The organism is Brevibacillus sp. SAFN-007a (assembly GCF_051967035.1).
Taxonomy (GTDB): Bacteria; Bacillota; Bacilli; order Brevibacillales; family Brevibacillaceae; genus Brevibacillus.
Genome location: NZ_JBQCKK010000023.1, coordinates 1 through 14,610, shown reverse-complemented (window position 1 = coordinate 14,610; position 14,610 = coordinate 1). Strand labels below are relative to the sequence as shown.

General features: G+C 36.5%; 8 protein-coding genes. All 8 read left to right on the top strand.

Annotated features, from left to right (window positions below):
* The first annotated feature begins 7 nt into the window (after window positions 1–7).
* The 8 genes from ACTHO6_RS18535 to ACTHO6_RS18500 all read left to right on the top strand — a co-directional run bounded on the left by ACTHO6_RS18535 (window position 8) and on the right by ACTHO6_RS18500 (window position 14,342).
* Window positions 8–1,120 carry an acyl-CoA dehydrogenase family protein gene (locus ACTHO6_RS18535; protein WP_440243164.1) on the top strand — a complete coding sequence of 371 codons (1,113 nt, stop codon included), beginning with the start codon at window positions 8–10 and terminating at the stop codon, window positions 1,118–1,120.
* A 144-nt stretch (window positions 1,121–1,264) separates the two neighbouring features.
* Entirely contained in the window at window positions 1,265–1,534 is a 270-nt protein-coding gene (locus tag ACTHO6_RS18530; protein WP_440243163.1) for an acyl carrier protein, read from the top strand.
* A gap of 125 nt (window positions 1,535–1,659) precedes the next feature.
* Window positions 1,660–2,787, top strand: a complete 1,128-nt coding sequence (locus tag ACTHO6_RS18525) for a nucleotidyltransferase family protein (RefSeq protein ID WP_440243162.1) — start codon at window positions 1,660–1,662, stop codon at window positions 2,785–2,787.
* On the top strand, window positions 2,777–5,140 hold the full coding sequence (locus ACTHO6_RS18520; RefSeq protein ID WP_440243161.1) for a non-ribosomal peptide synthetase: 2,364 nt from the start codon (window positions 2,777–2,779) through the stop codon (window positions 5,138–5,140). The genes ACTHO6_RS18525 and ACTHO6_RS18520 overlap by 11 nt, the downstream gene beginning before the upstream one ends.
* Window positions 5,137–6,396: an ACP S-malonyltransferase gene (fabD, locus tag ACTHO6_RS18515; protein ID WP_440243160.1), complete on the top strand. Its 1,260-nt coding sequence runs from the start codon at window positions 5,137–5,139 to the stop codon at window positions 6,394–6,396. Before ACTHO6_RS18520 ends, fabD begins: the two co-directional genes overlap by 4 nt.
* A 38-nt stretch (window positions 6,397–6,434) precedes the next feature.
* Window positions 6,435–12,275 carry an SDR family NAD(P)-dependent oxidoreductase gene (locus tag ACTHO6_RS18510; protein ID WP_440243159.1) on the top strand — a complete coding sequence of 1,947 codons (5,841 nt, stop codon included), beginning with the start codon at window positions 6,435–6,437 and terminating at the stop codon, window positions 12,273–12,275.
* Window positions 12,276–12,612: 337 nt separating this feature from the next.
* Complete coding sequence (locus ACTHO6_RS18505) at window positions 12,613–13,179, top strand: hypothetical protein (RefSeq protein WP_440243158.1); 567 nt, start codon at window positions 12,613–12,615, stop codon at window positions 13,177–13,179.
* Window positions 13,180–13,355: 176 nt separating this feature from the next.
* Complete coding sequence (locus ACTHO6_RS18500) at window positions 13,356–14,342, top strand: hypothetical protein (RefSeq protein ID WP_440243157.1); 987 nt, start codon at window positions 13,356–13,358, stop codon at window positions 14,340–14,342.
* The last annotated feature ends 268 nt before the right edge of the window (window positions 14,343–14,610 follow it).

Here is a 14,610-nt window from a genome sequence, read left to right as displayed (position 1 = left end):
TTCCCATATGACGATTAAAGTAGATGATCAAATCAGTACCTTATTAGATCAAAATATACATTGTCTTACTTTACCAAATGAGAGTGGAATATGTATTGATCCACATATTTATTTTCAAACTATTTGCGATTTAGTTAAAAAATCTCCATCAGTAGCCCTTAGTTTGGCGATGCATCTATTCACAGTTTGGGGCTTTCAATTTCTAATGAGTGAAGAACAAAAGAAATTTTATTTTTCACAAGTACTAAAAGAAAAAGCATTATTTAGTTCATTGAATGAACCTGGGTTCTATTTCGTGCATCCCAAACAAGTTAACGAAGCGTCATATCCAATCAAGGCAGAGAAAATAGGGGATAAATATTTAGTAAATGGTATAAAACCTTTCGTCTCATTAGAGCCATACGTGCGCTATTTGCCAGTTTATGCACTTATCAAAGATTATGATGGCCCTAGTTTTGGTGTTGCCCTATTTATTCTTGATAAAAATGCCCCTGGAGTTACTGTAGAAAAGGATTGGGATACCATTGCAATGCAAGGCTCTTATAGCAATCGAATTAAGCTAAAGGATGTAGTTGTAGAGCCATATCAGGTTATACGTAAAGCGGGTTCTTTAGATCAAACCGAGATTTTAGGGATCTTGTTTCGTTTCAGTATTGTGGCCGTATATTATGGCATTGCAAATACAGCACTTGATTATGTAGTAAGACAAAGTAAAGAAAAGGCGGTACCACATACAAATAACAAGTTAGGAACATATCCGGGAGTCCAGTTTTCATTGGCAGAAATGTTAATTTTATTGGAAACCTCCTATTCCCAGATACGATATTTTTGTGAACTGCTCAGGACTTATTTACAGGAACCTACGGAACAAGGCATTAAACAAAAACTTAAAACTACTAGCTTCATTACTAAAGAGTACGTAACTCAATCTGCGGAAGAAATAGTGAACAAAGCAATGAAAATAGAAGGAATTGGGAGTATATTCAATAGTAATTTACTCTCTACCTTATATCGAGACGTAAAAGCGGGGGCATTTCATCCACCCCAAAGAGATATCGTGTATGAAGTTCTAGCAAAAGAGAAATTGGGATTGATTTCATTTCGTCACCGTTGGTGCTAAATGTTTCAGAGTTATTTCTGATAACTTCTACTCTTATATACGACATGTGTAATGCTCATTATTAATTGTGGTCGATGGGCAGTTGTAATTAAATTATTCGTTTTCGTTAAGACACTTGAGTCTGCGGAAAAGGGGATAGCACGCATGATCATCCAAAACAAACAACAATTACAAGATTTACTTGTAACTAAGGTTTTACAAGTGTTGGATTTGCCTAAGGGAAGCGTTGAAATGTCAACTGATTTAATTGAAGTAGGAATGAATTCCCTTAAAACAGTGGAATTGATTGTATTAATCGAAGAAGAGCTGGAGATACAAATTGATGATGATGATCTAATTCTAGACAATTTTAGATCATTAGAGATGGTATGCAAGTTGTTGCTCAATAAATTTGACATACTGCCAATTTCTTAAAAGTATAATCGACAACTTTTTAGTGCTCCATATTCAATTATCCATGAATACTATTCTGGTTATCAATTTTCAAAAATTGGAGCTAAGTAGTCGATAGTAATTGGTTCAATAAGGATGGGATAAAGGTGCAGGATATTTTAAAAAAAGAGGTACAACTTGTTTTGTTATTGGCAAAACCCATTTTAACAGAAGAAGAGGTGGATAGACTTAAGCAGCTATTACAATCTCATCAAAACTGGAATTTGACTCTAGGGATGTTACAAGTTCATCGAGTTGCAGGACTAGCTTGGAAAAATATACGCAATTATATAATTCAAGAACGTGCTAAATATAAAGCAGCATATTTTTTCAAAGCTCTTGAGATCATGTACAAAGGTCAACGTCAGCTCTCTCATGAGCAAATGACATTTAATCACATGGTATTCCAGAAATTTGATGAACTTGGAATTAAGTACGCTTTAGTTAAAGGGGCCATTCTCGCGGATTGGATTTATGAAGATCTTGGCTTACGCCTATTTTCCGACAACGACGTATTAATAGAGCCAAGCCAGGCAAACAAAGTTGCGCAAATTTTGCAAGAACACGGATATGTATTTGGACATTACAATTTTCAACTAGGCACAATTGACAGTGTGAAGCGGAGTGAGATTCTTTATTCACAAATGACGTCTCACCAATTATATTCACTTGTTAAACCTGTAAAAAACAGTTCTTTCCTAGAATTCCATAAAATTGACATCCAATTCTCTATTGATTTTATGACAAAAAATAGAACGGACAAGCTTGTACAGCAAATGTTAAATAGGAGAACGCAACGAGTCGTTGGCGGAAAGTGGCCTATATCGACGTTGCAAGTAGAAGACTTGCTACTCTTTACTTGTATTCACTTCTATAAAGACGCGATTTATCGTAACGGTGTTGAACGGTATAAGGATTTAGTGTTGTACAAAGCAATAGATATACATAGTTTCTTTGTTAACAGAAATATTCAAATTGATTTTGATACTTTTATAAAACTCGTAAATGAGAATTCACTAATTAAGGAAGTATATTTTGCGTTGCACTATGTTAATGAATTATTCCCAGACACTGTTCCGCAAAATTTACTTGCAGCTCTTCATCCCGGATCACTCGATTATTTGTCAGAAGTTCTATATGATGGCCAAGTATGGCATAAGTGGACAAGCCCAGTTGTGGAGCGATTCTTCAATTTTAACCGAATTGAGGAGATGAATAGTAAGAGTGGAAAATAATAGACAAGCTTTAGATGATATTGACAATAAAATTTTGGATGTTTTTACATGGATGGACGAAACATATGAGAGAACAAAGAAATCATATGATACCGAAAAAACTATTCATGAGCTGTTTGAGGAACAAGTAAAAAAGTGTCCAGAGAAGACAGCAATCATCTATCAAAATAAGAGTATTACTTATAAAGAACTAAATCGAAAATCCAATCAATTAGCAAGAAAGCTAAGACAATATGGTATTAAGCGCAACATGATAGTGGGATTAATGGTACAAAGATCCATTGAAATGATAATTGGGATTTTGGGGATTATCAAGGCGGGGGGGTGTTATCTGCCAATTGATCCAAAATTTCCAATGACTAGAATTCAATATATGATCCACGAAAGTAATGTCAATTTAATAATAACACAGCATGAGTTAAGTGATAACTTTATTTTTGACGGAACTCTCATGTATATAGATGATGATTTTTTATATTCGGGAGAAGACTCTGACCTTGATAATGTTAACAATTCTTCTGATTTGATTTATGTAATTTATACTTCAGGATCGTCGGGAAAACCAAAAGGAGTGATGATTAAGCATCAGTCTGTCCATAACTTCATTTTGGGAATGGTTGATGTTATAGACTTTCATTCAGATAAATCTATATTATGTTTAACTACTATTTCTTTTGATATTTTTGTGTTAGAAACACTTTTACCTTTAACAATCGGAATGCAAATCATGATTGCAGATCCAAGAAAAGTATCAACGGATTTGTTAAATCATCAACCTGATATGTTACAAACAACGCCTTCGACAATGAAATTAATGTTGAATGATCCCTCTAATCTAGGATTAATCGCACGTTTGTCAGAAATAATGCTTGGTGGCGAGCCTCTTCCCAGACACTTATTAAGTGAATTGAGAAGATTAACGAAAGCAACAATATTTAATATGTATGGGCCTACCGAAACAACAATTTGGTCTACCGTGAAAAAAATATTATCTGAAGATGATATTACCATCGGACTTCCGATAGCAAATACACAACTATGTATAGTCGATGAGCGAGGCATTCCAGTGTCTCTAGGATCAGCAGGAGAACTTTGTATATCAGGGGATGGATTAGCAAGTGGTTATTTACATCGCTCGGACTTAACAAGTGAAAGATTCAGAAACCACCCATATTATCCTGCTATGAAGATGTATAAAACAGGAGATAGAGTGAGACTTTTAAAGAATGGTGAAATCGAATATTTAGGCAGAATTGATCAACAAGTAAAGATTCGCGGTTTCCGAATCGAATTAGCAGAAATTGAAGATTGTCTCCAAGAACATTATTTAATAAAGGAATGTGTCGTAACAGCGAAAGAAAATGAGATGGGCGAGTCATATTTAGTTGCATATTATGTAGCGGATAATGAGCTAACAAAAATGAATTTGATTTTTCATCTCTCCGAGAGCTTGCCAGAGTACATGATACCAAGTTATTTTGTAAGGTTGCAGCAAATTCCGTTAACCCCGAATGGGAAAATAGACCGATTAAGCTTACCCGAACCAGACATGAAACGCCCGAATTTGGATACAGATTACTTGGCTCCTAATACTGATGAAGAAAGTGCAATTGCCGCTATATGGGGAAAAGTATTGAAACTTGATTTAGTGGGCGTGAATGATAATTTTTTTGAACTAGGAGGTAATTCAATACTTCTTTCTCGGATGTATGTAGAACTAGAAGAACATTTTAAAATGAAACTACAAATATCAGATATATTTTCCTACCCCACAGTCTCAAAATTGGCTCGCTATTTGGCTGAACAAAAAAGTAAGTATCGATCTATTTCAGAGAAAATCATTGATCAAGAGCTGCAAAAAAAACTAAGCTACATAGCTGATGTCTGTCGAATGAATATATCTTATCTCCTAGCCGCAGCTTTTGGGTTCCTATTATCTGAAGAATTACGTCAAGAGAAACTAAGGATTATCGCATACTTGAACGGAGATTCAAGTATGTCAATATTGAACTTTAATTTTGATGATATTACCCAATTTGATGAGGTATATAAACAAATTGAAAGAGAAGTACTGAATGCAAAGGGTATGAATTTACATCCAAACACAAAAAGTGACCATTCAACTACCAATGAAGGATCTATGTTGTTTGCTTATGATTCCGAACAAGAAGTCCAAAAGTATTCAGACATTTCTTTGCTGGTAACGCAGGAGGATTCATCGTTTCATTTAAAAATGGTCTTTAATAACAAGAAATTTAAGCAGAATATTATGACCCACTGGTTAGCTAAATACAAAAAGTTGGTCACTATTATCATCGGTGAACTTACAACGGTAAATGGGGAAATGAAATGAAAAAGATTGCTTTACTTTTTCCTGGAACAGGAACTCAATACATTGGTATGGGAAAAGAGCTTTTCAGGCAATTTCAAACAGCAAAGCAAGTGTTTGAAGAAGCATCTGATGTATTGAAGTACGATATGAAAAGGTTATGCTTCGAAGGCGATTCAAAACAGCTGATGGAAACAATGAAAGCCCAAACGGCGATTTTTACAGTAGGTGTTGCAGCATTCCGTGTATTTTTAGAACAATTTGGATATCAACCAACTTACATGGCTGGTCATAGTGTAGGGGAGTACTCGGCACTTGCTTGTGCAGGAGTAATTCGCTTCCAAGATGCAATTAAAATTGTGCAGCTTCGAGGGCGATACATGCAAGAATTGGTAAAAGATATTGAAAGCTCCATGATTGCAGTAAATGGACTCGACAGGGAAGCTGTTAGAGCTGAGTGTGAGAGGTACTCGACCAAAGATTCTATGGCTTTCGTCTCAAACCATAATTCCCCAAATCAGTTTGTTGTTTCAGGTAACAAAAAAGCAGTTTTGGCTGTTGCGTCTGCTTTAAACTCTAAAGGTGCTCAAGTTATTCCATTAAATATTACCGCTCCAGCTCATTGCATCCTTATGAAACCTGTTGCAGATCGTTTTCGGTCTGAACTTCTTAAACTGCAGTTTCATGATTTTACATACCCAGTGATCTCTAACGTAACTGCTTTTCCTTACGTTAATGTCAATAAGGATACTATTGTGGATATGTTAACAGAACAACTGATCAGGCCTGTGCAATGGCACCAAACTATGCGGTTTCTAATGGCAGAAAAAATCGATGTGTGTATTGACTTAGGACCTAAAGATACCTTAAAAGCACTAAGTAAATTAAATTCTGCACGAATGGAAGCTTATTCATTTGACAAACTAGAAGATTTTGAACATATTCGTTCTCTTAACATCAATCTTCGTGAGGAAATGACTGCATTGCAATTTATTGAGAAATGTCTTGCTATAGCAGTCTGTACTCCTAATTATAATGATTCGTCTGTCGAATATCATAACGCATTCATTGAACCAATCAGAAAGTTGAAGCAAATGTTAATGGAACCGGAATCCAACAATGAAAATCCTTCAAAAGAACAAATGACTAATGCGCTTGAATTGCTTCGAATGATTCTTCTTTCCAAGAAAACTCCAATGGATGAAGTCGAAGAAATAGTCAAAAGATTGATCAGAGAAACGAGCGCGGAAGTATTTGGAGATTCATTTACGACTTGGTAAAAGAAAAATGTTAATAGGTGGTTTATTGGGGGATTATTATGTCAATCAGCCTAAAGCTATTATCAGAATCAATTAGTAAACAGATGGAGTTTGAAGAGAAACCAAGTACTAAAGATGGAGAGAATATCGATATCGCCGTAATAGGATTGGCCTGTAGAATTGCTGGTACTAATAATAAAGAAGAATTTTGGCACTCCCTAAAAATGGGGGAGGATTGGATTCGTCCCCTTCCAGAAAACAGACAAAAATTAAATGAAGTGTTTTTGAATTGCAAAAATATCTCTGTTGAGCAAGATGGATATTATGAAGCCGGTTTTCTGGAAGAGGTTGATAAGTTTGATCGAGACTTCTTTGGTTTGAGCCCTTTAGAAGCTAATCTTATGAGCCCAAACCAAAGGCTATTTTTGGAGACCGCATGGTCCGCTATAGAGGATGCTGGTTATGGTGGAGGAAGACTATGCGATTCAAAAACTGGAGTTTTCCTTGGACACAGTACTGATTTTGGTACTAGTTATCGAGAGTATATAGAAACTATAGACTCTTCATTATCGAGTATCTCCATTTCAGGTAACATAAATTCCACAATTGCAAGTAGGATTTCATATCTTCTCAATTTAAAAGGTCCTAGCCTAGTTGTGGATACAGCTTGCTCTTCGTCACTTGTTGCAGTACATATGGCTTGTCGTTCCATTCGTAACGGAGAATGTGAAATGGCTATCGCGGGTTCAGTAAAAATCGATTTACTTCCTTTAAATAGCATCAAAATTAAAGAGGATGAAATTGGTATCACATCAGTAGATGGACGTGCTAGAACATTTGATAGCAGTTCAGATGGAACAGGTTTGGGTGAAGGTGTAGGAGCCATTTTATTGAAGCCGCTTTCCAAAGCATTAGCAGACGGAGACAATATCTATGCTGTCATAAAAGGAAGTGCAATAAACCAAGATGGCCGATCAGTTGGTCTTACAGCTCCAAATCCTTTGGCCCAAAGTGAAGTCATCTTGAGTGCTTGGGAGGATGCAGGCATTGATCCTCAGACCATATCGTATATTGAAGCGCATGGAACAGGTACAAAATTAGGTGATCCTATTGAGATAAACGGAATTAGTCAGGCTTTCCATGGTCGTGTACATCAAAAACAGTTTTGTGGCATCGGTTCGGTTAAAACCAATATTGGACATCTTGATCATGCGGCAGGTATAGCATCTCTGATAAAGGTGATTCTAGCTTTACATCACAAAGAGATTCCACCAACCATCCATTTTAAGAGACCAAATCCAAAGATAAATTTCGAGGAATCACCTGTTTACGTTAACAACAGCCTTAGAAAATGGGAGCAAGACCATCATCCTAGGAGATGTGGGGTAAGCGCGTTTGGTATTAGTGGAACCAATTGCCACATTGTTCTTGAAGAGGCTCCCTCAGTAACGAAGGAAACAATGTCCCAACAAATAGGCTCTGAGCAAATACTATGTCTTTCTGCAAAAAGCAAAGAAGGAATACAGCAACTCATCTGGCAATATCAAGTCCTTTTGCACCAATCCCCAAATCTAAACCTTGGAGAGGTTTGTGCTACTGCGAATGTAGGGAGAGGACATTATTCACACAGATTATCAATTGTATTTAAAGATCGAAACGATTTAATAGAGAAATTGGAGAAGGCAATCCTGTATGGCTTATCAGGACAAGAATTACGATATGTGAGTTACAACGAACATCGGATCGTTTCAGAAAGACAAACGACTAGAAAACAGGGAGAAATTACACAAAAAGATAAAATGGCTTTATCTGTCGAGGCTATGAGCTTATTACAAGAGGGGAAGACGAGTAGTAGTGTCGATGGAGAATTGTTGGAAAAGGTTGGTAATCTATATGTAAGAGGAGCAGAATTAAATTGGGAGCTTCTTTATGAAGGCCAAAGAATTACAAAATTAAGCTTACCTACGTATCCTTTTGCAAAAACAAAGTGCTGGATTGAGTCACCGTTGCAGGTTGAGAGCAATAGCTCCGGTAAGCGTGAGGATCAATCTGTGCATCCCTTACTTGACCGCTGCCTTGCCAGTTCGTTCGACCGAATCACGTATGTCAGCAAATTTTCATGTGAAACTCATTGGATTTTGAGTGACCATAAAGTAGCTAGGATACCAATCGTTCCTGGTACTGCATATTTGGAAATGGTCCATGAAGCAGTTCAAAAACACAAAGCTGGAAAAATGATAAGGTTAGAGGATGTAGTATTTCTAGCCCCCCTTGAGGTAAATGAAGGTGAATCAAAAGAGGTTCAAACGATTCTTCATGAGACTGAAAAAGGTCGGTTTGAATTTACAATTTGCAGCAAGACAGATCAGAGTGAGCAATGGATAATACACGTAAAAGGAAGCGTTTTAATATTCGGGTATAAAAGTCAACAAATATGTGATATTGCGAAAATAAAAGAATCATGTTCAGGAGGACAGTTGAAGACTTATTCCTACCGACATGGAGATGAAATCGAAACGGGAGATAGATGGGATTGTATACACAGTATTCAGGCTGGTATTGATGGGGTATTTGCGGTAATAGATATGAATGAAAGGTACAGAGAGGAAATAGAACGCTTCTATCTTCATCCAGCTCTATTAGATGAAGCAGCTAACGTTGCGCTTAGAAGTATTGGAGAAGACCTGTATTTACCCTTCGCATACAAAAAAGTAACTATCTATGATCGACTGCCAACAAAGTTTTATAGCTATGTAAGGTATAAAAATGAGGATCGTAAAAATCCTGAGGTGGCTGCATTTGATATCACGTTAATTGACCCATTAGGGAACGTACTGGTAGAGATAGAAGATTACATGATAAAGAAAGTTAACAAAGACCAGTTAGATCAACTAAAGAAACGAAGAAAAGATATGTACTTTGATATGAGTTGGAAACAGGAATTCCTAGAAAAAAGGGAAACAGCAACTGTTGAAAAAAAATGTGTATTGATTTTTAAAGGGAGTGGGCAGAAGAGCGAGGACATCGTACATGCATTCAAAAAATCAGGACTTAAGATAATAGAAGTCGAACTTGGGAGTCATTTTTCTATAGATGATTCAGGTAAACTTGTCACCGGTTTAACGGAACTAGATTATAGCAGAGTTTTAGAAAGTGTAAAAGAAACCGAGATATCTTATATTGTTCACTTACAAACCCTCTCGGATAAAAAACACGCGGTCCTGCTAGATAATGATTTAATTGAAGATCAGAATAGAGGAGTTAACAGCTTATTTCGACTCATGAAAGCATTAGCGGCGAGCAGATTCCAAAAACCTATGGAGATAATTTTGGTGTCGGAATATGCCCATGTAGTTAACCAAAAGGAGGAGAAAATCTCCCCTTTGAATGCAGCATTCTTTGGTCTGGGTAAAGTAATACATGAGGAATTTCCGAAAGTGACTTGCAGATGTATTGATTTAGACGACAGATCCAATGTAAGTGTGGTTGTCGATGAATTGACTGCACAGAATCCCATGTATTTGACTGCGTACAGAGATGGAGATAGGTATGTCCAAGAGTTAATTACAGTAGATTTTAGTAATATTGATGACAGTGGATTGGAGATTAAAGAACAAGGGGTGTATATCATTACGGGTGGAACGGGAGGAATTGGCCTTGAAACAGCAAGGTATCTCTCAACTCAAAAAAATGTGCATCTCGTTCTTACGCAGCGTTCTGAGTTTCCATCACAAGAAACCTGGACCGATATTTTAAATTCTTCAAGTGATCAGAAACTCAAGAACAAGATTGCTATTTTGAAAGAAATTCAGAGCAATGGTTCTACAATTCACATTCGTCCTGCAGATGTCTCAAATAAAGACCAATTATCCTCATTACTGCATGAAATACGACAGAAATTTGGAAAGATCAATGGGGTTTTCCATGGTGCAGGAGTTGCTGGAGATCAGTTTATTGTAAGGAGAGAAAAGGAGTCTTTTAACAGGGTAATTTCCCCTAAAGTTCTAGGCACGTGGCTGCTACACAAATTAACTGAGAACGATACATTAGACTTTTTCGTCATGTTTTCGTCCATCACGTCATTATTAGCGGGCGCCGGTCAAGGTGACTATACAGCCGCAAACTGTTTTCTCGATTCATTCACTTCTTTTCGAAATCGGTTGGGTTTACGGACGTTAACAATCAACTGGCCAGCATGGAATGAGACAGGAATGGCCGTGAATTATCAAATTGAGATGGACAAAGACCTTTTCTATAGTCTCACTACGAAAAATGCGATCGCTGTTTTAGATACCGTTCTTCGAAAACGAGTCGATCGAATTATCGTAGGTGAGCTTAATTATCAGCATCCATCTTTGACAGACGGTTCCTTGCTGTTTAGTTTATCTGCTCCTATCAAAGAAAAGGTCAGTACACTAAAGAGACCCTCTTCTCTTGAGGCGGAGACCCCTGTTTCCTTTACTCAAGTAACTCTAACAGGGCGGGAAGAAAATGAATATTCGGATTTAGAAAAACGTATCGCAGGTATTTTATCCAGCACCTTGGGCTTGGAAAAGATAAATGTTTATGAGAATTTTTTGGACATGGGTGGAAACTCGATTTTGGCTGTGAAAGTAGAACTTGAGATGGAAAATCATCAGTTACCGATTAAGCTGCTTGATTTGTACGAGTTCGGAACCGTTAACGATCTAGCCCGATATGTAGAAAGAAAACTATGTAAAGAAAGCTGTGAAGCCACTGATTCACAAAGTGCAGCCAGTGCAATCGCGAACCAATTAGTTGATTCAGATTTAGGAAAATCAAGTAAACTTTCAACTTGCCACTCAACCAAAGTAAATCAAATAAAGCCTTTTAATGATGTTTTCTACAAGGATTGTTTTCACAACTCCTTATTTCCGGTACTTACATTATTCCAAAAATCAAAAAAAGGTTTTTATGCAAATGACATCTTTTTCTATAACTTTAATGAGTTGAGTTTAAATGAAAATAGCCACTTTTTCGAGAGGACGGTAAGGGAATTACTTCAGGAACAAAGAATAGGGGTTCGAACAAAGTGCCATCGTTCAGCGAAACAATCGGAATTTACGGTGCCTGTAGAAGATATTCGTCTATTAGAAACATTTTCTAGACAAATTGCCATGGATCCGAACGAATACGTTGACGAAATATCTTCTTTGGTACAGCAGATCAGAAAGGGACTTTTAAAGGGTAACCCCATCATTATTTGGGTGGATTGCTTCCATGAATCAATTAGAAAGGACACATTCAAGAGAACTCATTGGATGCATTCTCTTCTGCTAACTGGTTTTAATGATGACACCCGATTATTTACAGTTTTTGAACATGATTCTCTGGAGAGTTTAACGTACAAAGAACGATTTATTTCTTACGATGATCTAGTCACTGCCTATGAAGGATTTGTGCGTAATTACGCTCCTTATGCAAATATGCCAACATATTACGAGTTTTTCTTAGATGGTGATAATGAATCTGGTTTTATCGATGAAAGCCTGGAACGTTATCAAACAATTTACCGAAACAATGTACAGGTAAATAAAAACAAGATAGATAGAGGAATCGATGAGGTATGGCAATTGCGGGAAAGTATTTTTTCAAAGAATGGAATAAAGTGCGATTTAAACAAATTTATCCCAATCCTTAACTATACCATTCTTTGTAAACAAATCGAGAAATTTAGCAGCCATCAGCTATGGGGGGGTGACTCTGAATTTACGATTATTAGGGACAAGATTTTCAATCTTTGGAACTCCATCCGAATTATCATGCTCAGATATCACTACACTTCACGATGGGATAAGGAAAAAATGGAGAGTGTTCCAAGTATGTTAGAACAAATTTATCAACTCGAAAAACGGTATTATAAACACCTCGGGATTTGAAATCTGCAATGAAACTTTGACCAATGTGGATAGTGTTTCAAGATTATCAATAATTTTTAATATTAATAACTAAAAAAGTTGAAAAAATTTGTTAATATGATAAAATATGGAAAGGAGGTGATTAACATGAAAACTCGTAAAAACGACCAAAAAGCTATCGACAAACTTGAGCAAAAAGCAATTTAACCTTTGAATAATTCGGGTTAGAAAAAAGTAGACGGGGTGAAAATTTGCTTCGTCTACTTTTTTCATCAAGCAAAGCAATGATTGCTTCAGTTTTTTATCTAATACGATGAGCTGTGAAATGGAAGTTTGGACCCTAAATGAGGTGCTGTGAATGTCAAAATTTTGGATGTTAAATATCGGTCCATATTTAAATAATCGAGGGTTTACGACAGAACAAAATGTACAAGACGGGAACTTGAGTCTGGGGGGGTCATCTTTACCAGTCGAGGGGGTTCCACTGGATAGAGAATTTGTGTATAAAAACATTCCCTTTCACTTTACCTATAAATTAGAAGGAGACAATATTGAACTAGAGGGGCAAACAATAGGTTTTCCTTCACAATTCATTTCAAAAATCCATGTTATCGGGGTTTCTAGTAATGGGAGCCTCTCGGATTATCTTTATTTATTGCAAAATGATGTAGTAGTCAAAAAAGCAAAAGTATGTCTGTCAGATTTTGTTGAGACGGTGCCTGCGCTCGGAGACGAACTAGCGATCAATTTTGAATACCTTCATACACAAGTTGGGAGGAATGATTTTTATCGCCCTAACCTTTGGTATTATTGCGTGGATTTAGAAAAAACATATTTTATTAATGGGATTCGTTTAGAGGACAATCCATTTATGCATATTTTTGCTGTCACCTTTGAAAGTGAGAAAGAGCTAACTGATTGTTGATAGTATTAGACATATTTCACTGAGCTCTTTGGATTGAGTAATGTACTCACTCAAACAAACCTCTTTGAAAATTGATTTGTTTCTTAACTATGTTTTGGACATTCTACTTTGATTCAGGAAAATACTTCATCTGTAGAGAGTTAATAAATACATTTTTTAAAGGGGGAACAATGAAGGTGTCGTCAAACTTAGTTTATAAAAACCCTTACCTAAACTGTTCACAACTTGTTGTTTCAGCAATGTTAAATAGAGAAGGAATTCCTATTGTTCATCTGTGGAAACAGGCCGGTCTTTTGTATCAAGAAACAGAAAAAGGAGTCATTCTCACACCCTATTACCAAAATTTAAGGACCGATATTAAGGTTCACAATGAAATTTCACTATTTGAACGCAATTACTTGGAATCCGAGTATCTCTCATATTTAGAGGATTTTAAGAACGCACTTATTAAAGATGGAGTAACTGTTGGGGTTACGTGTGACATTTATGAACTTCCTTATTGTATTTATTATCAAAAAACTCATGAGATTCACATGATAGAGATCATTAAATTTCAGGAGGGTGCAGTTGAAATTTGTGATCATTATTATCATTATCAAGGGTGGATTGCTATTGAACAGTTAGAAAGAGCTATTTTTTCTGTATTTGAAAATACGGTTAGTTCTACCTGCAAATTGATTTACATGAATCCTGAGGAGCAACTTAGTAAAGATAAAATTAAGGAAGTGGATGTAAAAAAGGTGGTTGAAGATTACATTAAAGTGATGGAAGGTAATCCGTTATATAGATTTGTAAGGTACGAAGGGGCTTTAATTGGGTTAGAGGCAATTCCGAAAATAAAAGAAGGTGTGCTCAAATGGGTGGAGGATAATGGAGAAAGGGCGTTTCAGATCTTTGACGTCTATTACAAGCATCTAAAAGAGGTAGGTAACTCACGATACCACATGTATCGATTACTTAATTATTACAATTGGGACGAAGCCGAACTTTTCTTGGAGTCGTACCAATGTTGGACGGTTTTGGCCAACATGATTTGTCGAATGCACGTTACAGGAAAAACCACTGGCATGAAAGAGCGTATTGGTTATCGTTTTGACCGTGTATACGAACAAGAAAGTAAGAATTTAATGCTCTTACAACAAAAAGTTTTGGAAGTGTTCTAAAAAATAGAGGGTAAAAAGTTGGTTTTGTTTTAAACTGAGTGTCTATTCCATTATCACCGATCATTTCTTCGGCAGGCTCGAGACGAAGGAAGCCTTCTTTATTCGTTTAATCTATACGCATGATATAGCATTTGTTTAATCATTTGAGAAAAATGTAGGACGCTTACACCCTGAGCTCTAAAAAGCTACAGGTGGATTGTCAACAGTAATTCAGACAACTATTTTAAGGGCTTCTTGGCGATACTGAACAGGCGTCATATAGCCTAAT